The sequence below is a fragment of the Streptomyces sp. NPDC056987 genome, from assembly GCF_042673865.1.
GTDB lineage: Bacteria > Actinomycetota > Actinomycetes > Streptomycetales > Streptomycetaceae > Streptomyces.
The window spans coordinates 20,249-39,074 of the sequence record NZ_JBHURV010000026.1 but is presented as its reverse complement, the minus strand read 5'-3'; the positions used below and the strand labels follow the sequence as shown (position 1 = coordinate 39,074).

Genomic DNA, 18,826 nt, shown 5'->3' with positions numbered 1-18,826 from the left:
CGCATGCAGCAGGGGCGCGCCACACGATGTCTGACCAGGACCGGCGCGCCCCCGAGGTGATCATCAGCCTACGCCGCCCCACCCGCCCTTGGAGCGCACGATGAGCACCACCCGCACACCCCGCCCCACCGCCGCCGTCCAGCACCTGTGGACCATCGCCCGCCACTGGACCGACCTGGACGACGCACTGACTGCCCGCACCAGCACCTGGCCCCCGCCCATGGGCATCCCCACCCTCACCCGCACACCCGACAGCGAAGAAGCCGAGGCCGCGACGTGGCGCGCCGAAGCGCTGCGCATCCTTGAGCGGGCCCCGGACCAGCCCGGGTGGACCGCTGCCCCGCTGCGCCTGGGCGTCCTGGACACCATCCGGCTGGTCGAGGCCGCCCTGGTGGAGCTCGCCGACCAGGTGGCCGATCTGGTACAGCGGGCCCAGATCACCCCGGCGCCACCCCGCCGCGCCACCCCCAGGCGCAGCACCCCGCCGGCCTCGCCGTCCCCGGCCGGGTTCGACTTCCCGCCCGTGGGCAGTACGGAGCAGGCCCGGCGGGTCCAGGAGCACGAGGACCGCAAGCGAGACCTGGCCGCGATGCGCGATGCGCGCGACCCGCGCCGCTGGCAGCTCCCCGCCTCCGGGCGCAGCACCCCGCATACGGACTGGGGACGGCGTACCGCACCGCGGGCCGCGCTGTGGCTCCTCGCCCGCGTCCAGCACGCCCCCGGCCCCGTCCACCGGCGCCTCACCCCGCTGGAGACCGACCGGATTGCCACCGTCGCCCGCGCAGCCGCCGGGGCGGTCGAGCACGCCCTCGACCTCGCCGACGGACGCGCCCGCGTCGGACGGCCGTGCCCAGGCTGCGGCGGCCCGCTCGTCATGCACGGCGGCGGCGGCGCCATCCCCGTAGCCCGCTGCTCAGGCTGCGGCAGCATCTGGTGACACTCCGGCGCCGCAGGCAGCGTGTCTGCGGCGCCATGTCACCAAACGGTCCTGTATCGCACGCGCGTTCCCATGCATGATCATTTACATAGGCACCGACCCGCTCGCCACCACGGCGTACGCGGCCCGCCACCAGGAGGCGCTATGCCCGCATGGACCCTGCACCAGGGCGACGCCCTCACCCTTCTCCCCACCCTCAACACCCTGGTCGACGCCGTGATCTGCGACCCGCCGTACAACTCCGGCGGCCGCACCAATGCCGAACGCAAGAGCCAAGGCGCCCGCGACAAGTACGTCTCCGGCGACGCGCAGCACATGCTCGCCGACTTCGACGGCGACACCCGCGACCAGCGCGGATACACCTACTGGCTCGGCCTCGTCATGGCGGAGACGTACCGGCTCACCCGCCCCGGCGGCAGCGCGCTCGTCTTCACCGACTGGGCGCAGCTCCCCGCCTCCTCGGACGCGATCCAGGCCGGCGGCTGGACCTGGCGCGGCATCATCCCCTGGCACAAGCCGATCAGCCGGCCCGTACGGGACGGGTTCCGCCGTGAGTGCGAGTACGTCCTGTGGGGGACGCGGGGCGAGCCGCTGCGCCACGCGCCGACGATCTACCTCCCGGGCTGGCTGGAGGGCTCCCAGCCCCGAGGGAAGGCGCGGGTGCACATCACGCAGAAGCCCGTCCCCGTGATGCGGCAGCTCGTCCGCATCGCCCCGCCCGGCGGGCTGGTCCTCGACCCGTTCGCCGGCAGCGGCACCACCGGCGTCGCCGCGCTCGCCGAGGGCCGGCAGTTCCTCGGGATCGAGGGCTCGCCGACGTACGGCGAGACGGCCCGCGAGCGCCTGGCCGCCGCGGCGTAACCGGTCAGGCCACACCCCACTCGTGGGGCCGGCCGCCACGCCACTCCACCCAGCCCGGATCGTCGATCAGGGTCTCCGCGTCGGGCAGGCCTGCCCGACGCAGGAACTCCAGCATCGCGATCGCCGTAGGCGAGGCCCAGAATCTGGCCGCGTACGGTCACCCGCCGTCCGCCCGTCGGCGACGGTGGGTGCACCACGATCGGCGCCCCGGCCATGGCTCCAGCGTGCCGCGCTCCGCTCACCCCCGCATGCGCACAGCGTCCGGGTGGCACACCTCGCACGGCGCCCCGTCGGGGCCCTTCCGCCACCGGGGGTTGTAGCGGGCGGCCGGATGGTCGCCGCACCCGCACCACTCCGGCAGAGCATCCGCTGCGGCGGCCGGGCGCTGCGGCGGGAGCTTGTCCAGCAGCCTGCGGCGCACCAGCCCGGCCGGGGAACCGACCTCCGCCGGGAGCCCCGCGGTGAGCGCCTGCCGCAGCTGCGCCTCCGTGCCGCCCGTCAGCCACGGCGCGGCGAGCGGCGCGAGCCGGACCAGTTCCCGGGCGCCGAGGGTGAGGCGGGGCTCGGCGGCGGCGATCCTGGCGAGCGCGTCGTACGCGGCCCGCTCAGCCGGGGCGAGGACGTCCTGGTCGGGCGCAGCGTCCTCCCCTCCCTCCCCGTCCTCGACCCCCGTCCGCGTCAGGGGCGCGGGAGGAGGGGAGGGAGGGTGGTCTTCTCCCGATGGTCTAGTGGAATTAGTGATCTTCTTATGCGGCTGATCGTCCACCGCAGGCCGATCCTCCGCGGGTTCACCCTTCGGTGGCTGGTCCACCGGTGGATCAGCCACCGGTGGATTTTCCACCTCTGGCTCTGAGCTGGGGGTTTCCGCGATCAGCTCGGGCTGGTCGGTGATGAAGTAGCTGGAGGCGCCGAGCGTGCCGTTCGGGCGCCGCTCACGCTCACGCTGGAGGTACCCAAACTTCTCCAGCTCGCGCAGTCCGGACTTCACCGCGTCCACGCCGTCCCGCATTTGCGCGGAGATCGACTCCGGGGTGATGCCCCAGCCGTCACGGTGAGTCGAGATGTTGCCGAAGATTCCCATGGCCTTCGCGGAGAGCCGGGCGTCACGGAAGACCGCGTTGCGGATCTGAGTGAAGGCATCGCCGGCCATCGGGCCGCGGCGGATGCGTCCGTACGTCACTGGTACACCGCCGCGGCGGTGGCGGAGCAGCGTGGCTGCTCCCGGGCATGCTGGGTACGCTGCACTGGGCAGGCCCCTTCCGTGCTGGTGGGCGGTTCTGTGGATCGGCGGGGTAGTGACCCGCTGTTCTGAGGTGGCCGGACGGGTCCTACGCCGTCCGGCCACCTGCATGTTCAGGTGCCCGCATCTGGAGCGTTTCGGTGTCGCTGACGCCAGTCCCGGTGCACCTTGTTGCCTTCCACGAGGCACTCCGCACTGGCCTGCGCCAAGAACGCGCCCCACTTCGGAGTGCCGTGAATGTTGTGCTCGGGCTCGTCTTCGCGTAGCGCGCGGCGCTCTTCGTCAGCAGCCTCCCGGCGTGTCTCGAACCACTGCACCTCGTAGTTCACGACCTCCGGCCACCAGGCATGTTCGGCGGAGTGGGATGCCCACCTGGCCTGCGGGTTCCAGCCGATGCCGACGTACAGAAGGCGTCCGCCCGAGCCATACAAGCGGTAGACCGCTGTCCGGCCTCCCTGCCGGTCACCTACTCCCGGGTGAGGCATTCGGCCCCTGATCGGTTGTCTCGCCATCCGACGGCGGTTCCTCTCTCTGCTTTTGGAGGTCGGTTCGCTCGCCTTGGGCGAGGACTCGCTTACGCAGATACCGCTCAACGGCATTCCAGTCGAACACTCGGGTCCGGCCGTTGGAGAAGATCGGCTCGGGAAAGTCCGCGTCCTCCGCGGCGAGTTGCCGAAGGCGTGCGGCCCCGATCTTCTTCAGGCCGGCCGCCTCAAGGAGTGCTGGCATCTGCGGGATCGTCACCATCCTTGGCGCCTCCGCCTCACGTCCGGCCTCCCCTGTGGAGTCGGGCATGCCCCATCCTCTCAACTTATTTGCGTCAACGCAAATAAGTGGTACGTTGTTCCCAGCACAAAGCCCCGGGCCTCGTGGTTGCACACGAGTCCGGGGCCGCTGGAAACGGCGCCGCCCGGTGGTTGCACACCGGGCGGCGCCTCAACCCCGGCTCGCGGTTGCACGCGGCGCCGGGATGCCCGACACCCTGCTACGAACAGGAGAGTCAGACATGCGCGATCGTATCCGCGCCGCTGCCACGCTGGCAGCCCCCACCCCGCCCGCCCGGCACCTCGTCGCCGCCGGGATCCTCAGCCGGGCCGGTTCCCGCACCGTCACGCACGCCCGCCGGGACCGCACCGCCCAGCTCGCCCTCGCGGTCGTCCGGCACCTCGCCGTGCACCGTCCGGCCGACGCGATGACGGAGGCCGCCCGGATGACGGTCGCCCTGCGCATCGCGGGCACCGCGGCGGCCGCGCGCCCGCTCCTGGCTCTGCTGCCCTGGCCCACCGCCGGCATCACCCGCGGCGAGTACGCGCTGCGCCTCCGCAAGACCGCCTGGGCCGTCACCAGCGACAACCGCTGCCCGGGCGGCGCCCTCCTGGAGGACTGCCGGTGCCGCGACGGCCAGGCCGGCAGCTCCTGCCCCCGGCAGGCGGTGACCCGATGAGTAAGCGGACCACCCCCGTCGACGAGGACCAGAACGCCACCGTCGAAGAGTTCCACCAGCGCGCCGCGCAGGACTACGCCGCGAACGCGGACGCGCAGGCGGACCCGGACCGGGCTCCGTTCTGCGACTGCGTTCTGGGTGACGGGCACTACTGCTGACCGGTCTGACCGCTGCCTCCCCCGCCCGTCCGCCCCGGCGTACGGGCGGGGCCTCAGAGGGAGCCGTCCAGCCCGGACCGCGCCGTCGACCACGCCCCGGAGGGCTACACCCATGACCATGACCAGCGAGCAGCTCGACGAACTCGCGAACCAGGCCAAGAAATACCACCACCCGCACTACACGGGCGTCACCCACGGCCGCTTCGGCGGACTCCAGTTCACCTTCCGGGAGTTCACCGGCACCGAGGCCGACCCCGCCATGCCCGACGAGGTGTGGAGCAGCACCGCCCTCAGCGGCGCGGCCCGCGCCCTCCTCGAGACCGAATACCAGTACGCCCGCACCCTGCACCGCGACGCCAAGTACACCCGCGACCTGAAGGCAGCCGCCGACGGTGCCGCCCCGCTGTGGACCGCCTGCACCCGGGCCCGCACCGCCATGGACGACGCCTACGACGCGCTCAGCACCACGCCCGACACGCACTGGCGCGCCGCTGTGTCCAAGCTGATCTTCGCGCAGGACCGGGCCGCGGCCGCCGCCCAGACCTGGGACGCCAAGGCCGCCACGATCGCCGCCGTTCACGAGGCTCACGTCTACAGCGACCTGTCCCGCGACGCCGCGTACGCCCGTGCCGGTCTCGCCGACGTCGACTGGCACGTCGGCTACCAGAGCGACTACGAGGGCTACGGCACCAGCCCGGTCGTCCGCCGCACCGCCGTCACGATCGCCGAGCAGCGCGCCCACCTCAAAACGATCGCCAGCCTCACCGGCGACCACCGCGCCACCTGACCACCCCCGCGACCGGCCGGGACCGCGACCACCCCCCGCGCGGGCCCGGCCCCAACCTCGCTTCTGGAGACCCCTCTTGACCAGCAAGGACATCGTGTCCGGACCGTCTGTCCGGACCGGCGGACAGCGCCTGCCTGGCATCCGCTACGAGACCCAGACCCGTACCCGTCTCGTCCCCCACACCGAGGACGGCGAGACGGAGATGATCGAGCAGCCCTATCAGGTCGACGTCCCCGTCGAGCCCCGCGACTGGGACCGCACCGTCCTGACGGCCGTCACCCGCGCGGCGCTCGGCCTCCTGGCCGTCGCCGTCGTCTGGTCCGTCGCGTCCATCGGTGACCTCCTGGACCGGGCCGTCCCCGCAGGCGTCGCCTACCTCGGCGGCGGCGCCTTCGTCACCGTCTGGATCTGCTGCATGGCCCTGGAGTGGCTCTTCCGCTACAACCAGGACCGCGCCCAGACAGCCCGCACCGCCGGCACCACCGCCCTCGTCCTGGACATGGCCGCGGTCTGCATCCACGGCTGGCTGGAGGCATCGGTATGGGTCGGCGTCACCGGCGCCGCGATCTCCGCCGCCGCCAAGGGCCTGTGGACCGTCGTGATGAAGAGCCAGTCCCGCCCCCTCTCCCCGGAGACACAGCAGTGGCTCCGCAAGCGCGAGGCCCGGATCAGCGCCCGACTCGCCCTCGCCGCGCAGCTGCGCAACCTCGCCCGCATCGAGGCGCAGGCCGCCGTCTACGCCCCGCTCCCCACCCCGGACACCCGGGCGGACAACGGCCCGGACACGGACACGGTGTCCGGACACGATGTCCGCGCTGTCCGCGTGGCTGTCCGCGCCGCGTCCGCCGCCATGCCCGACGCCACCCCCGAGGACATTGCCGGACAGCTCGCGACCGCCGGTGTCCCCGTCGACGAGGACACTGTCCGCGTCCTCCTGGACGCGGACACGGACAGCGCGGACACGACGGACAGCAGGTCACAGCCCCGTGTCCGCCCCATCGCCCCGCGCGGACAGTCCGTCACGGACACCGTCCGCACAGCCATGTCCTCCGGCATGACGGACCCGGACAAGGTCCTGTCCTATGTCCGCGGACTCCACGGACAGGACGTGTCCACCTCGACCGTCGCCCGCATCCGCCGCCGTGTCGAGACGGAGATGGCCTCATGATCCTCATCCTCCTGACCGCCGCGGCGATCGCCGCCTGGCACCTGGCCCGCCACCGCCGGCGCACCGTACGGCCCGGCCCGGGGGCGTCCGCGGCCGCGCGGGCCCGCGCCCTGCGCACTCCCGCCGTACGGGCAGCCACCGCGCTCGGCATCCCCACCCAGCGCGCCGCGCAGGCGTACCGGTACGACGCCGGCGCCGAGGGCGAGCGGCGCACCGCCGCCCGCATCGACGTCCTGCGCGCCGAAGGGTGGACGATCCTTCACGACCGGGCCCTCCCGTACGGCCGCGCGAACGTGGACCACCTCGCGATCAGCCCGCGGGGCCTGGTGATCCTGCCCGACACCAAGCTGTGGAGCAGCCGCTACCGGCTGCGGATCGTGGGCGGCCGTCTCCTGCACGGTGGCTGGGACGTCACCGGCCGGCTCCGCGGACTGCGCCACGAGGCCGCCACCGTCGCCGACGCCCTCGGCACACCCGTTGTGCCCCTGGTCCTCATGGACGGCGCCCCGGTCGAGGGCGGCGAGCTCCACTTCGACGGGATCCGCATCGTCCCGGCGGACCAGGCGGTGCCCGTGCTGCGCGCCCTCGCCCGCACCAGCGGCCCCCTCACCCACGCCCACCTCACCCGCCGCGCCCACCAGGTCCTCCCGCCCTACCAGGAAGGCCACCGGCGATGACCACCCAGCAGCCGCCCGCGCCCGGGGCCCTGGCACAGCCCGCCGGGCCGGGCCCGGTGATCCCGCCCCGGCCCGCATACCCGCCCGCGGTCGCGCCCGATGCGCTCCGCCCGGTCCCCGACTGGATCGACGAGATCCTCGCCGCCCGCGCCCGCCCGGCCCCGGACACGGACACGGATCGTCCGGCGGACAGCCCGGACACGGGTGCGGACAGCGAGACGGACAGCCCGGACAAGGACGCGGACACGGACAACGGCGCGGACACGGAGCCGGACAATGAGGCGGACAACGGCGCCTCTACCAGCGCGGACACTGTCCCGGACACGGACGCCGACGCGGACAAGAAGCCGGACAACGACGCGGACACGGGGTCGGACACGGACGGCGGGTCCGCGGACAGGCCCGCCGGGCCGGCCGCTTCACAGCGCCCGCCGTCCGCCGGCGGACGGACATGGCGGCGCTGGCGGTGGCTCGCGTTCAACGCCACGGCGGCCGGGGCCGGCTACTGGGGCGGCCTCGTCAGCACCTTCGCCGGCGGGCTGGCCGTCGCCGAGCAGTCCGCGACCGGCATCCTCGGCACCGTCCTCGCCGGAGGCTGCGGCTGGTGCGCCTGGCGGCTGACCGCCCACGAGGCCGTGCAGACCGTCTTCGGTAGCCGCCCCGCCTTCCGCCTCGCCCTCACCGTCGGCGCCGCCGAGTTCGGCCGCCGCCTCGCCACGCCGGCCGTCGCCTGGCTCGCCGAGCAGGGCGCCGTCCTCTGGCTCAGCCCCGCCGACGTCACCCTCCTGATCACCCTCACCGGCCTGTGCGGAGGCCTGTGGTGGCTCATCGACCGCCACACCCGCACCTGGTGGTGGCCCGGCCGCCTCCTCCTGCGCATCCCCCTCGCCTCCGCCCTCCTCGCCGCCGCCCTCCCCAACGCCGCCCTCTGAAAGGCACGCCGTGACCACGCACCACCTCGTCCTCGCCGCGCCCGGCCTCGATGGCGGCCGGCTCTTCGGAGCCGTGACCTACTCGGCGCTCGCCGCGGTCGCCGCGATCTGTCTGGTCTCCGGGATGCGCGGCTCCAAGAAGGTCCGGATCAAGGACGACCCCGACAAGGTCGGCGCCCTCGCCATCGTCACCGGCACCCTCTGCGTCGCCGCCGGCGGCACCTGGCAGGACTTTGCGCAGGCCTTCGGCGACAACGCCAGCAGCAGCTTCACTCAGAGCGGCCTGGGTGAATTCGGCCAGGGCGGCATCTCCCTCGTCCTCACCGCCCTCACCTTCGTCCCGGACTGGAAGAAGAAGATCATCATCCCCGCCGTCCTCGGCATCGCCGCCGCCGTCACCTTCCACACCGCCGGCGGCTCCTGGGGCCTGATCATCAACCTGATCCTCACCCCCGCCCGCATGATCACCGGGAACGCCTGATGACCCACCAGCCCGCCCCGGACACGGAGGCCGTCCCGATCCCGGAGTGGCTCACCCCGGCCCTCGACACCGCCCGCCGTGCCCACCACTGGGCCCACCGCGCCCACCTGTACACCGCGTTCCGCGGCCTCGGGCGAGGCCTCGGACCCGGCTCCCTCACCCTCGCCCTCATCCTCCTTCGCCTCACCGTCCGCGCCCTGCGCCGCACCAAGACCACCCCCGCCCTCGAGGAGACCGACGGCCAGGAGCAACAGGAGGCGCAGCCCGAGGAGGAGACGGCCCCCGGCGACGACAGTCCGGCCGCCGAAGCCAAGCCCAAGGAAAAAGCGAAGGCGAAGGGCGGCGGGAAGGCCGAGGCGAAGAGCAAGGCGAAGGCCGGCGCGGGCAAGTCCGGCGCGAAGGGCAAGGGCAGCAGCGCGGAGCCCAAGGAGGACGACCAGGGCAGGGCGGCGGGCTGGGAGTCCGGCGCCGTGCTGCTCCTGGGCGCCGTGCTGCTCCTCGCGCCCGCCCTCACCGCCGCCTCCATCGCCGCCACCGCGCTCGGCGACCTCGCCCAGCGTGCCGGTGCCGCGATCGCCCCGTACCTCCCGGTCATCAGCGGCATCACCGTCACCGCCTGGGTGATCGCCGCCTGCGCCGTCGCACCCCCCAAGCGACCTCCCACCCCCTCAAACGATCAAGAAAATGTGGAACCGGGGGAGCCCGACCAAGCCCCCGGCGCCGGGTACGACGCCGACCGTGACCTCCGGCACCTGGTCGTCCGCCGGGTCCTCGCCGCCACCCAGGCCGGGCGCCGCGGCGTCCACCTCGCCACCCTCCTCGAGGACCTCCCGGAGGGGTGGACCGTCCCCCTCCTGCGCGAGGACTGCGAGCGCCTCGGCATCCCCTACCGCCGCACCCTCCAGATCCGCGGCGTCGGCAACACCTACGGCATCCACCGCGACGACCTTGAGGCCGCCCTCGGCACCACCCTCGACCAGGCCCTCGCCACCCTCGCCGAAGGCCTCGCCGCGGGCCCCCGCGACACCCCCGCCGGCACCCTCCCCGAGCACCCCGCCCCGGCCCCCGCCGGCCCCCTTTCCGCACCCCCGCACGAGGCCCCCGCCGGCACCCCGCCCGGGCCACTCCCGGGCCCGTCCCGCTCCCCCTCGCCGGAGGCCGCCCACTGACCCCCGCGGGGTGGTAGATGAGCCCGTCTACCAGGCCATCTACCGCCCCATCTACCGGCCATCAACCACCTGTCGACCACTCATCTACCGGCCATCTACCGGCCGTCGACCACACCCCGAGGACACGCCATCCACCGCTACCGCTGCCCCCTCTGCGCCACCGACTCCCGCCCCTACCTCACCCGCACCGGAGCCGCCCTCCACGGACGCCGCCACCGCGACCAGGTCCACTCCGGCGACCACCCCATCGGCGAACACATCCACCACACCCCGCTGCGCCCCACCCGCCACGACCTCCTGCCGATCGCCGCCGCGATCACCATCGTCATCGCCGCGGCGATCGCCCGCGCCCTCGGCCACTGACCGGCTGCCCCGACGGCACCCGCCCGCCCCCGTACGGCGGGCGCCGCCAGGAGAGCCGGAGCAGCCCACCCGGACAGCCCCACCCGACAGGAGACCCACCCGTGGACCAGCAGACCATCGACCGCCGCATGGCCGATGCCAGCCGGGCCGAAGAGCAGGGCGAGTACCGCGAGGCAGCCCGCCTCTACAACCAGCTCGGCAAAGACATCCAGGCCGCCTGCGGGCGCTTCGACCCCCAGGCGCTCGACGCGTTCGAGGCACTGGCCCGCTCGATCAGCAAAGGCGCCGAGAGCGGAGCCCCCGCCCCGGACGCGTGCATCCACAACGTGCCCGTCGGGACCCGCTGCGCGGGATGCGAGGCGCTCAGCGCGCTCGCCTTCACTCAGCAGTAGCACGGCCCCCGGGGCGGCCATCAGCCGGCAAGCACCGACCGCCCCGGGTCCCCACCCCGATCACGAGATGAGGACCGCCATCATGGCACTCGCCAAATCCATGTCCCTGGACGAGTTGCGACGCAGGAACGAAGCCACCAAGGCGCAGCAGAAGCAGGATTCGCCTGCGCCCACACCCACCCCGAAGGGACGATAGGGACATGACGATCATCACCGGCATCGCCACCCGTGAGGGCACCGCCGACGACAACGCCGACGCTGCCAAGATCTACACCATGAACGACGACACGGTCGGCGCAGCTGTCGTGGACGGCATCGGTCACGGCCCCCACACCTCCGCCACTGTCCCGCTCCTCGCTCAGGTCGCTGCCCGCATCAGCGCCCGGCGCGGGCCGCTCGCCGGCCTTCTCACCGCCGCAGAGCTGATCGCAGACTCGGGCGCTGACGGCGAGGAAGCCGACGCGGTGGCCGTCGCCGTCCGTATGTACCCCGACGACGACATCGCCGTCGTGAACTGGACCGGTGACGCCCGCGCCTACGGCTGGGACGGCGAGCGCCTGGAGCTGTACACCGACGACCACACCGTTGGCGCCCAGCTCCGGGCTAACGGTGTCGCGCTGGAGATCGCACGGGAACACGACAACTGGCTCCGCACGACGCTCGCCAGGGCCAGCATCGGCACCGTATACACCGCCGGAGTCAAGGACCCGCTCGTCATTCTCACCAGCGACGGTGTCCACGACCAGATCCCGGCCGACGAGATGGAGGCCCTGGTCCGCGAGCACGCCGACGACCCGCAAGCCCTCGCCGACGCCCTGGTGGCAGCCGCCCAGCCGGACGACGACGGGTACCGCGACGACGCCACCGCCGTCATCCTGCACCGCGCCGCATGCTGACCCCGCGAGAGTTCGCCTTCGCCACCCCGGCCGACCTCGGCGGAACCGGCCCCTACCGCCGCTTCTGCCGCGCGGCCGGCCTCACCATCGTCCCCGACGGCTACGGCCTCCTGCTCGCGGACGACGAGCACGGCAACCACAAGACGCTCCTCACCGGAGACGTCGAATACGTCCGGGCCATCGCCGCCGCCGGACCCGAGACCCTCGCCAACCTCAGCCTGCCGGCCGAGAAGTTCCTTACGCGCGACGGCTGGCCCGACGACTGGACGTAGCCCCGCAGCAACCGAGGCCCCGCCCCGCGGCGGGGCCTCACCCGTACCCGCCCGTACGGCCCTCCGGCTGCGCCACGATGGCCGGGTGACTGACCACCTCTGCGCCGCCGCAGCAGCCGCGGGCGCCACCGACCCCTGCGCCGGCGACCGCTTCGGCCTCGTCGTCAAGTACGAACGAACCGACATCGGCGGCGTCATGGGCTGCCCGCACCACACCACGCTCCTCCAGACCACGCACCCCGGCAGCATCACCGTGTCCGCCGCCGACTCCATCCGCACGATGAGCCACTTTGCCAACCACCCCGACCTGGTAGACCTCGACGAGTCGCTCGACGGCCGGTACGGACAACCCCCGCACGAGGGGTGACATCCGGCCATCTCCGGGCGTAGCGTGACGGAACCGGCGGCGTGGTGCGGGTCGTACGTCTTCCCGCGCGCGAGCACCTCCTCCCTGCGCTGCGCCGCCGGCCCGCAGCCCCCGCCGCGCCCCCGTCGGCGGGGGCTGCCCCATACGCCGGCGCGCACCGCCCGCTCCGCTTGACTCTGCGTAACTGATCGCTACATACTTCTCGCAAGTCAGGCATGCCCGGACACAGAAGCCCCGCCACCGCGCGGGGCATCGTCATTTCCGGACCACACCCCCGGAGGCCGCCATGGCCCACATCTCCACCGAACACATCACCCAGCACACCCTCACCCTCACGCCCGATGAACTGCAGGCACTGCGACGGGCCGCGAAGGCCGCCCTCGACACCAAGCCGGACAGCAAGGATGCAGAGACCTGGCACGCCTTCACCAACCTGGAGAAGCCGGCCACCCGTTCCCGCGCATCCTTCATCGCCGCACACAGCAACCCCTCCATGATCGGCACCGACCCCACCTCCTGACGCCCCGTATCGCACCAGGAGGAGGCCTTCGGCACGCCCAGGCCCACCGGAGACGACATGCACGACCCTCTGACCGTCGCATTCGAGATCCGCCGCCCATGGCCGACCCGGAGCGGCTGGAAGACCGACACAGCCCGTCAGCGAGGGGTCCGCTGGGAGCACCGTGGCGCCTTCTCCGTCGTGGCAGGGCACGGCCTGTACTGGCCCGGCCTGATCACCGTGTGGCACCACGATCCGTCCGGCTACGACACGACCACGTGCCCGCCCGCGGGCCGCTGGCGCTGGCACGTCCACCACTGGCGCATCCAGATCCTGCCCCTCCAGCAGATGCGCCGTCGCCTGCGTACCCGCTGCGAGCGCTGCTCGGGCCGCTCCACCAAGGAGCACCCCGTCGACATCAGCAGCCAGTGGGACGGCCCTCGCGTCCGCTGGTGGCAGCCCGAGCAGGGACTACGGCACTACCGCTGTCCCTGACCGGCACGCAGCTTGGCAGCAGTACGGAGGAGGGGTAGCGGCCCTCGGCATCCAGGGCGGGAGCCTGGCCGTACTGCTGCCAACCACACAGCAGGCCCGAGCCCCTCACTCCTACCCGGTAGCCCCCTGGGGGCCATCCCAGGGGGGCACACCCCGTACCCGATGAGGGGGCAGGCCAGCCCATGCCGATCGCTCCCCGCGCGCGCTGTACCGATCCCGAGTGCCATGAGCTGTCCACCAAGGGCTCACGCTGCGACGACCACCAGCCCATCCCCTGGCGTGGCAGAGACGACAAGGCGGCGCGCTACGGCATCAGCTCGGGCGAGTGGCGCACCCTCAAGCGCAAGGTGACGGCTCGTGACCATGGCTGCTGCTACCTGTGCGGTGCCGAGCCCGTCGACCCCGACCTCTACGACGAGGACGACCGCGCCACGCATCCGCACGAGCTCGACCACGTCATCCCGATCAGCGAAGGCGGCGCACGGCGCTCCCTGGACAACCTCGGGCTGGCCTGCACCTCGTGTCACGACGTCAAGAGCCGGGCCGAGGCCGCGCGCGCCAACGCGCGCCGCCGCAGGCCCCGCTGACACCTCGCCGACCCCTTCCACGACCCCGAGGAGGCCCCTGTGGCTGCCCAGACGACCGCGCAACGCCTGATTGATTACCGTCAGGAGCTCGAGGCCTCGGGCGAGGGCTTCACCCAGGAGCTCCTCGCCGACCTCGTCAAGGACGCTGCCCACACGATCGTCGTGCGGGAAGGCCTGCTGACCCGGCTGGAGCTGCCCTCCCCGGGGGCAGATCAGGCGTCCCCGGGCTCCCCGGAGGGGGTAGGGGAGTCAAAATCACCAGCTTGATCTTTTGGGGGCCCGGCGCGGTCAACTCGGAACACGCCATCTCAGAATAAATTTCGAGCGATGGGCCCCCACACCCATCACTCACAGTAAACATGCAGGTCAGAGGGGGTGTGGCATGGGGCGTACCGCGCAGCCGGCTGCCCTGAAGCTCATCAGCGGTCGCGGCAACGGCACCGACTCCGGCGGCCGCCCGGTCAACCCCGGGCCGGCCTTCCGCCGCATCGCGCCGAACCCGCCCACGTGGCTCAGCGCCGAGGCGCGGGCGGAGTGGCGGCGGGTGGCACCCGGCCTGCAGCGCCTGGACCTCCTCAAGGAAGAGGACCGGGCCGTCCTCGCCGCGTACTGCGAGACCTGGTCACAGTTCGTCACGGCAGCACGCACGGTGACCCGGGAGGGCATCACCTCGGAGGTCACCACGGTCAGTGCCTCCGGCAGCGAGACCGTCCGTACGGTGCCGCACCCGGCCGTCGCGATCACCCGGTCCGCCGGCCGCGAGCTGCGGGCCATGGCCGTTCAGTTCGGCCTGACCCCCTCGAGCGAGCAGGCCCTGGCACGAGGGGCCGACGATGACGAGGACGACAACCCGTTCGCGTAGCTCGGGCAGCTCGCGTAAGCCGCGCGTGCCGCGCGCGGCGCAGCGCGTCGACACGGTCGAGGTGCCGGACCAGGAGACCCTGGACCGGCTGAAGATCTCCCCGGAGATCGCCTGGTACATGGCCTCACGGGGCATGCCGCTGCCGGACTGCCCGCCGCTGTTCCAGACGCCGTCGCCCGGCGAGGCCCCCGGCGCGCTGTTCGACCCCGAGCGCGTCGACAAGGTCATCCGCGCGTTCTCCAGGCTCCGGCACACGAAGGGCCAGTGGGCGGGCCAGCCGCTGCGCCCGGATCCGTGGCAGGTCGCGTACGTCCTGGCGCCGGTGTTCGGGTGGGTCCAGTGGGACGACGACGCCGGCGGGTACGTGCGGATCGTCCAGGAGCTGTACGTCGACGTCCCCCGCAAGAACGGCAAGTCGACGCTGTGCGGCGGCATCGCGATCTACATGACGTGCGCAGACGGGGAGCCCGGCGCCGAGGTCCTGGCCGCGGCCACGACCAAGGACCAGGCGCGGTTTGTCTTCGACCCGGTGAAGCGGCTCGCCGAGTCGGCGCCCGCGCTGAAGGGGCACGTCAAGCCCCTCAAAGACAAGATCATCCATCCGAAGAGCAACAGCTACTTCCAGGTGATCTCGAACGTCGCGGACGCGCAGCACGGCGCGAACCTGCACTGCTACATCTGCGACGAGCTGCACATCCACAAGACGCCGGACATGCTGGAGACGCTGGAGTCCGGCACCGGTTCGCGCCGGCAGCCGCTCGGCGTGGCCATCACCACGGCGGACTCCGGGAAGAAGGAGACGCCGTACGACAACAAGCGGCGGCGGATCGAGCAGCTCGCCCGGCGGGTCCTGCGCGACCCGTCGGTGTACGGGGTGATCTTCGCTGCGGAGAAGGACGCCGACCCGCACGCCGAGGCGACGTGGCGCGCGGCCAACCCCGGCTACGGGGTGTCCCCGACGCGGGCGTACCTGGCGAAGGCGTCGCGCAAGGCGGAGTCGTCGCCGGCCGACCTGGCCTCGTTCAAGCGGTTGCATCTGGGCATCCGGACGCGGCCGGACGTCAAGTTCCTGCCGCTGGACGCGTGGACCCGCAACGCGGGGATGGTCGACGAGCAGGCGCTCAAGGGCCGGGAGACCTGGGGCGGGCTGGACCTGGCGGCGACGTCCGACCTGTGCGCGCTGTGCTGGCTGTTCCCGAACGACGAGGACGGCACCCTGGACGCCGTGTGGCGGTTCTGGACGCCGGAGGACAACCTCGCCGCGCTCGACAAGCGGACGGCGAAGGCAGCCTCGCAGTGGGTCAAGGAGGGCTGGCTCACCACCACCCCCGGCAACGTCGCCGACTACGACTGGATCAAGAGCCAGATCCGCAAGGACCGGGACACCTTCAGGGTCAGGACGATCGGCTACGACCCGTGGAACGCGAGCCAGTTGACGAATGACTTGGTCAGCGAGCGGGCCAACCTGGTCAAGGTGCGGCAGGGGTTCCAGACGATGAGCCCGGTCCTCAAGGAGACGCAGCGGCTCCTTCTCCAGGGCACCCCGGAGACGCCCGTGCTGCGGCACGGCGGCAACCCGGTCGCCCTGTGGTGTGTCGACAACCTCGCCGTCGTCATGGACGCCAACGGGAACGTGAAGCCCGACAAGGCGAACTCCGGCGACAAGATCGACGGCGTGAGCTCCCTGCTGACCGCCATGGCGGAGATCATCGCGAGGCCCCCGCGCCGGAAATCCCGGTACGCGGACGAAGACGAAATCATGGTCGTCTAGCGGAACCCGAAGGCCGCTCCGTATGAGGCAGACGGCGCGGCCTGGGGAGCCGGCATCTGCCAGTCGACGTCGACCGTGAGCTCAACAGACCGGCCGTCCCCTGCGACCTGCGCCGCAACGATGCGTCCCTTCTTGGCCTCTTCGCCGGGGATGTTCACCGGCACCTCCTTGCCGATCTGCCCTTCGAAAGCGTCCGCCGCGAACGTTGCTCCGTCGGGCGCGGGCTGCTCATAGCTCATCTTCATGCCGCCACGGTAGCGGCCCGATCACTGGGAGGCAGCCGTGTTCGCCTGGCGCCGGACAGCCGTACGAAAACGAGTCGTGGTCAACCTCGCCGACAAGGCGTTCACGGGGATTCTGTGGAAGCAGGCCGGGCCGCTGCTGGTCCTGCGGGACGCGCGCCTGCTGCACCCGGGGGCGCCTGAGGTTCCGGTGGACGGCGAGGTCGTCATCGAGCGGACGAAGGTCGAGTTCACCCAGGTCCTCGGCGGCGGTGAGGGCTGATGGCATTCGTCGTCTCCAGCGGGCAGCTCGCGACGACCGGGGGCGGTGTGACGCAGGGGTGGGCGCCGCCCCCGCTGCGGGCCGCACCGTGGGAGTACGCGGCGATCTGGCGGAAGCAGCCGCAGGTCCGCACGGTGATCGGGTTCCTCGCGCGGAACATTGCGAGCATCGGCATCCACACCTTCCGGCGTCTGTCCGACACGGATCGCGAACGGCTGTCGGATCACCCGCTCGCCGAGCTCCTGAACTCTCCGCTGCCGCGCGTGACGCAGTACCGGTTCATCGAGCGCCTGGTCGCCGACGTCGCGCTGTACGACGACGCGTACGGGATCAAGCTCAAGCTGAACGGACGGCTGCGGATCCTGCCCGTGCCGCCGACGCTGATCCACCCGACGGGCGGGAACTGGATCGCGCCGGAGTACTACCAGACCCCGGGCGGCCGGCAGTTCGGCCCGGACGAGGTCCTCCACATCCACGGCTACAGCCCCGGCAACCTGGTCTCGGGGAGCTCGCCGATCGAGTCGCTGCGCGAGCTGCTCCTGGAGGCGGACGAGTCGGCGAAGCAGCGCGCCGCGATGTGGCGCGGCGGCGCCCGCATGACCGGTGTGATCGAGCGTCCGCTGGACTCTCCGGAGTGGGGTGAGAAGGAGAAGCGCCGGTTCCGGGAGATGTGGCGGGCGTTCACCCAGGGCGGCGGGGCGGAGGGCGGAACGCCGATCCTCGAGGACGGCATGAAGTACGTGCCGGTCGGTTTCAACCCCGAGCAGGCGCAGTACATCGAGTCGCGGAAGCTGACCCGTGAGGAGTGCGCGGCGGCGTACTACATCCCGCCGCCGCTGATCGGGATCCTCGACCACGCCACCTACTCGAACATCAAGGAGCAGCACGCCCACCTCTACCAGGACACGCTCGGTGCGTGGCTGGTGATGATGGAGCAGGAGTTCGGGGCGCAGATCCTCCCCGATCTGCCGGGCGACAACGCGGGCGTGTACGCGGAGTTCAACATCCAGTCGAAGATGCGCGGCAACTTCGAGGAGCAGGCGGCTGCGGCGTCGACGGCGACGGGCGGCCCGTGGATGACCAGGAACGAGCAGCGGGCGCGGTTCAACCTGCCGGCCATCGAGGGCGGCGACGAGCTGATCGTTCCGATGAACGTGACCGAGGGCGGGCTCGCGTCGCCGCGGGACACGGCGCCGGACAGTTCCGGCGTCCCCAAGTCGCGGGGCCGGGGGGTGAAGAGTGCGCGGCCGGCCTCGCTGGGGACGGCGGCCGGCGAGCGGGACGCGCTGTCGGTGTCGCTGGTGCGCTGGACGGAGAAGGCGGCCCGCGGGCTGATGACGTCCGCCGGTGTGAAGGCCGATGCCCGTACCGAGGGTGGTGTCCTGCGCAAGGCGGTGATGCCGGATCTGCTGGAGATGTGGGCGGCCGGCCGTGAGGACCGGCTCGCGCAGCTGCAGGTCCTCCTGGCCGACCACGGGTTCCGGCTCGCGCAGATCGGCGCGTGGGACGTCCTCGACGTGTGGAACCCGGAGGCGGAGGGCTGGTCGGCGGACGTGATGTTCGCGTGGATCCTCGCGGCCGCGGAGACCCACGCGGAGCAGCACGAGCAGGCCGGGACGGACGCGATCGCCGCCGTCCAGGAGGAGGGCGGCGACGCCTGGCAGGGCGCCCTGCAGACCGCGGCCGCCGGGTGGGCGACGGCGGCCGCCGTACGGGCGGTGACCGCGTCGACGGAGCTGAAGTCCTTCGGCGGGCACGACGCCGCCGGCGCCTCCGGACTCACCCGGAAGATCTGGCGCACCGGCGGGGCGAACCCGCGGCCGTCCCACAAGGCGCTGGACGGCGAGACGGTCTCGCTGGACGACGTGTTCGGCAACGGGCTGCGCTGGCCGGGCGACAGCGGCGGAGAGACGAAAGAGCTCGTCAACTGCAAGTGCGACCTCGACTATGCGAAGGAGGGATGA

General features: G+C 72.3%; 26 protein-coding genes. 22 read left to right on the top strand and 4 right to left on the bottom strand.

Annotated elements, in window-relative coordinates; all coding sequences use genetic code 11:
- Positions 1–100 precede the first annotated feature (100 nt).
- Together ACFTZC_RS26925 and ACFTZC_RS26920 are read left to right on the top strand one after the other, a co-directional pair.
- Positions 101–937, top strand: coding sequence for a hypothetical protein (locus ACFTZC_RS26925; protein WP_382893959.1), 837 nt, complete (start codon positions 101–103; stop codon positions 935–937).
- Positions 938–1,081: 144 nt separating this feature from the next.
- Positions 1,082–1,798: a DNA-methyltransferase gene (locus ACFTZC_RS26920; RefSeq protein WP_382893957.1), complete on the top strand. Its 717-nt coding sequence runs from the start codon at positions 1,082–1,084 to the stop codon at positions 1,796–1,798.
- 238 nt (positions 1,799–2,036) lie between these two features.
- Here ACFTZC_RS26920 and ACFTZC_RS26915 read toward each other — a convergent pair whose 3' ends face one another.
- From ACFTZC_RS26915 to ACFTZC_RS26905, 3 genes are all read right to left on the bottom strand, one after another.
- A complete protein-coding gene (locus ACFTZC_RS26915; RefSeq protein ID WP_382893956.1) occupies positions 2,037–2,978 on the bottom strand; it encodes a hypothetical protein in 942 nt (313 codons plus the stop codon).
- Positions 2,979–3,151: 173 nt separating this feature from the next.
- Positions 3,152–3,367: a hypothetical protein gene (locus ACFTZC_RS26910; RefSeq protein ID WP_382893954.1), complete on the bottom strand. Its 216-nt coding sequence runs from the start codon at positions 3,365–3,367 to the stop codon at positions 3,152–3,154.
- A gap of 133 nt (positions 3,368–3,500) precedes the next feature.
- Positions 3,501–3,833 (bottom strand): hypothetical protein, encoded by a 333-nt coding sequence (locus ACFTZC_RS26905; protein ID WP_382893952.1) that lies wholly within the window; start codon positions 3,831–3,833, stop codon positions 3,501–3,503.
- Positions 3,834–4,044: 211 nt separating this feature from the next.
- On the opposite strand from ACFTZC_RS26905, the gene ACFTZC_RS26900 reads away from it, so the two are divergent.
- From ACFTZC_RS26900 to ACFTZC_RS26815, 18 genes are all read left to right on the top strand, one after another.
- The gene (locus tag ACFTZC_RS26900) at positions 4,045–4,482 is read left to right on the top strand and encodes a hypothetical protein (RefSeq protein WP_382893950.1); all 438 of its coding nucleotides are present in this window, start codon (positions 4,045–4,047) and stop codon (positions 4,480–4,482) included.
- On the top strand, positions 4,479–4,640 hold the full coding sequence (locus ACFTZC_RS26895) for a hypothetical protein (RefSeq protein ID WP_382893948.1): 162 nt from the start codon (positions 4,479–4,481) through the stop codon (positions 4,638–4,640). Before ACFTZC_RS26900 ends, ACFTZC_RS26895 begins: the two co-directional genes overlap by 4 nt.
- 118 nt (positions 4,641–4,758) lie before the next feature.
- Positions 4,759–5,427, top strand: a complete 669-nt coding sequence (locus ACFTZC_RS26890) for a hypothetical protein (protein ID WP_382893947.1) — start codon at positions 4,759–4,761, stop codon at positions 5,425–5,427.
- Positions 5,428–5,503: 76 nt separating this feature from the next.
- Positions 5,504–6,595: a protein transporter Sec31 gene (locus ACFTZC_RS26885; RefSeq protein WP_382893945.1), complete on the top strand. Its 1,092-nt coding sequence runs from the start codon at positions 5,504–5,506 to the stop codon at positions 6,593–6,595.
- Positions 6,592–7,272, top strand: a complete 681-nt coding sequence (locus ACFTZC_RS26880; RefSeq protein ID WP_382893943.1) for a nuclease-related domain-containing protein — start codon at positions 6,592–6,594, stop codon at positions 7,270–7,272. Before ACFTZC_RS26885 ends, ACFTZC_RS26880 begins: the two co-directional genes overlap by 4 nt.
- A complete protein-coding gene (locus ACFTZC_RS26875) occupies positions 7,269–8,204 on the top strand; it encodes a hypothetical protein (RefSeq protein ID WP_382893941.1) in 936 nt (311 codons plus the stop codon). Before ACFTZC_RS26880 ends, ACFTZC_RS26875 begins: the two co-directional genes overlap by 4 nt.
- Positions 8,205–8,214: 10 nt before the next feature.
- A complete protein-coding gene (locus ACFTZC_RS26870; protein WP_382893940.1) occupies positions 8,215–8,685 on the top strand; it encodes a hypothetical protein in 471 nt (156 codons plus the stop codon).
- Positions 8,685–9,854 carry a hypothetical protein gene (locus ACFTZC_RS26865; RefSeq protein ID WP_382893938.1) on the top strand — a complete coding sequence of 390 codons (1,170 nt, stop codon included), beginning with the start codon at positions 8,685–8,687 and terminating at the stop codon, positions 9,852–9,854. Before ACFTZC_RS26870 ends, ACFTZC_RS26865 begins: the two co-directional genes overlap by 1 nt.
- Before the next feature lie 464 nt (positions 9,855–10,318).
- A complete protein-coding gene (locus ACFTZC_RS26860; RefSeq protein ID WP_382893936.1) occupies positions 10,319–10,609 on the top strand; it encodes a hypothetical protein in 291 nt (96 codons plus the stop codon).
- A 200-nt stretch (positions 10,610–10,809) separates the two neighbouring features.
- Positions 10,810–11,505 carry a SpoIIE family protein phosphatase gene (locus tag ACFTZC_RS26855; RefSeq protein WP_382893934.1) on the top strand — a complete coding sequence of 232 codons (696 nt, stop codon included), beginning with the start codon at positions 10,810–10,812 and terminating at the stop codon, positions 11,503–11,505.
- Positions 11,499–11,777, top strand: coding sequence for a hypothetical protein (locus tag ACFTZC_RS26850; protein WP_382893932.1), 279 nt, complete (start codon positions 11,499–11,501; stop codon positions 11,775–11,777). The genes ACFTZC_RS26855 and ACFTZC_RS26850 overlap by 7 nt, the downstream gene beginning before the upstream one ends.
- 85 nt (positions 11,778–11,862) lie before the next feature.
- Positions 11,863–12,144, top strand: coding sequence for a hypothetical protein (locus ACFTZC_RS26845; RefSeq protein WP_382893930.1), 282 nt, complete (start codon positions 11,863–11,865; stop codon positions 12,142–12,144).
- A gap of 286 nt (positions 12,145–12,430) precedes the next feature.
- Positions 12,431–12,664 (top strand): hypothetical protein, encoded by a 234-nt coding sequence (locus ACFTZC_RS26840; protein WP_382893928.1) that lies wholly within the window; start codon positions 12,431–12,433, stop codon positions 12,662–12,664.
- Between the two features lie 57 nt (positions 12,665–12,721).
- Entirely contained in the window at positions 12,722–13,138 is a 417-nt protein-coding gene (locus ACFTZC_RS26835) for a hypothetical protein (RefSeq protein ID WP_382893926.1), read from the top strand.
- A 182-nt stretch (positions 13,139–13,320) separates the two neighbouring features.
- Positions 13,321–13,725, top strand: coding sequence for an HNH endonuclease (locus tag ACFTZC_RS26830; RefSeq protein ID WP_382893924.1), 405 nt, complete (start codon positions 13,321–13,323; stop codon positions 13,723–13,725).
- A 39-nt stretch (positions 13,726–13,764) separates the two neighbouring features.
- Entirely contained in the window at positions 13,765–13,992 is a 228-nt protein-coding gene (locus tag ACFTZC_RS26825; RefSeq protein WP_382893922.1) for a hypothetical protein, read from the top strand.
- Positions 13,993–14,107: 115 nt separating this feature from the next.
- Positions 14,108–14,587, top strand: a complete 480-nt coding sequence (locus tag ACFTZC_RS26820; protein ID WP_382893920.1) for a phage terminase small subunit P27 family — start codon at positions 14,108–14,110, stop codon at positions 14,585–14,587.
- Positions 14,559–16,358: a terminase large subunit gene (locus tag ACFTZC_RS26815; protein WP_382893918.1), complete on the top strand. Its 1,800-nt coding sequence runs from the start codon at positions 14,559–14,561 to the stop codon at positions 16,356–16,358. The genes ACFTZC_RS26820 and ACFTZC_RS26815 overlap by 29 nt, the downstream gene beginning before the upstream one ends.
- Here the strand turns inward: ACFTZC_RS26815 and ACFTZC_RS26810 are convergent.
- Complete coding sequence (locus tag ACFTZC_RS26810; protein ID WP_382893917.1) at positions 16,355–16,603, bottom strand: hypothetical protein; 249 nt, start codon at positions 16,601–16,603, stop codon at positions 16,355–16,357. The two genes, ACFTZC_RS26815 and ACFTZC_RS26810, sit on opposite strands and share 4 nt — an antisense overlap.
- 37 nt (positions 16,604–16,640) lie before the next feature.
- Here ACFTZC_RS26810 and ACFTZC_RS26805 point away from each other — a divergent pair, with 37 nt between their 5' ends.
- Positions 16,641–16,862, top strand: a complete 222-nt coding sequence (locus ACFTZC_RS26805) for a hypothetical protein (protein ID WP_382893915.1) — start codon at positions 16,641–16,643, stop codon at positions 16,860–16,862.
- A complete protein-coding gene (locus ACFTZC_RS26800) occupies positions 16,862–18,826 on the top strand; it encodes a phage portal protein (RefSeq protein WP_382893913.1) in 1,965 nt (654 codons plus the stop codon). The genes ACFTZC_RS26805 and ACFTZC_RS26800 overlap by 1 nt, the downstream gene beginning before the upstream one ends.

Bases quoted from the DNA above. Each gene is read 5' to 3' on its own strand.
- ACFTZC_RS26925 (WP_382893959.1), top strand. From the start codon at position 101: ATGAGCACCACCCGCACACCCCGCCCCACCGCCGCCGTCCAGCACCTG.
- ACFTZC_RS26920 (WP_382893957.1), top strand. From the start codon at position 1,082: ATGCCCGCATGGACCCTGCACCAGGGCGACGCCCTCACCCTTCTCCCC.
- ACFTZC_RS26905 (WP_382893952.1), bottom strand. From the start codon at position 3,833: ATGCCCGACTCCACAGGGGAGGCCGGACGTGAGGCGGAGGCGCCAAGG.
- ACFTZC_RS26900 (WP_382893950.1), top strand. From the start codon at position 4,045: ATGCGCGATCGTATCCGCGCCGCTGCCACGCTGGCAGCCCCCACCCCG.
- ACFTZC_RS26895 (WP_382893948.1), top strand. From the start codon at position 4,479: ATGAGTAAGCGGACCACCCCCGTCGACGAGGACCAGAACGCCACCGTC.
- ACFTZC_RS26890 (WP_382893947.1), top strand. From the start codon at position 4,759: ATGACCAGCGAGCAGCTCGACGAACTCGCGAACCAGGCCAAGAAATAC.
- ACFTZC_RS26880 (WP_382893943.1), top strand. From the start codon at position 6,592: ATGATCCTCATCCTCCTGACCGCCGCGGCGATCGCCGCCTGGCACCTG.
- ACFTZC_RS26875 (WP_382893941.1), top strand. From the start codon at position 7,269: ATGACCACCCAGCAGCCGCCCGCGCCCGGGGCCCTGGCACAGCCCGCC.
- ACFTZC_RS26865 (WP_382893938.1), top strand. From the start codon at position 8,685: ATGACCCACCAGCCCGCCCCGGACACGGAGGCCGTCCCGATCCCGGAG.
- ACFTZC_RS26855 (WP_382893934.1), top strand. From the start codon at position 10,810: ATGACGATCATCACCGGCATCGCCACCCGTGAGGGCACCGCCGACGAC.
- ACFTZC_RS26850 (WP_382893932.1), top strand. From the start codon at position 11,499: ATGCTGACCCCGCGAGAGTTCGCCTTCGCCACCCCGGCCGACCTCGGC.
- ACFTZC_RS26840 (WP_382893928.1), top strand. From the start codon at position 12,431: ATGGCCCACATCTCCACCGAACACATCACCCAGCACACCCTCACCCTC.
- ACFTZC_RS26835 (WP_382893926.1), top strand. From the start codon at position 12,722: ATGCACGACCCTCTGACCGTCGCATTCGAGATCCGCCGCCCATGGCCG.
- ACFTZC_RS26830 (WP_382893924.1), top strand. From the start codon at position 13,321: ATGCCGATCGCTCCCCGCGCGCGCTGTACCGATCCCGAGTGCCATGAG.
- ACFTZC_RS26820 (WP_382893920.1), top strand. From the start codon at position 14,108: ATGGGGCGTACCGCGCAGCCGGCTGCCCTGAAGCTCATCAGCGGTCGC.
- ACFTZC_RS26815 (WP_382893918.1), top strand. From the start codon at position 14,559: ATGACGAGGACGACAACCCGTTCGCGTAGCTCGGGCAGCTCGCGTAAG.
- ACFTZC_RS26810 (WP_382893917.1), bottom strand. From the start codon at position 16,603: ATGAAGATGAGCTATGAGCAGCCCGCGCCCGACGGAGCAACGTTCGCG.
- ACFTZC_RS26800 (WP_382893913.1), top strand. From the start codon at position 16,862: ATGGCATTCGTCGTCTCCAGCGGGCAGCTCGCGACGACCGGGGGCGGT.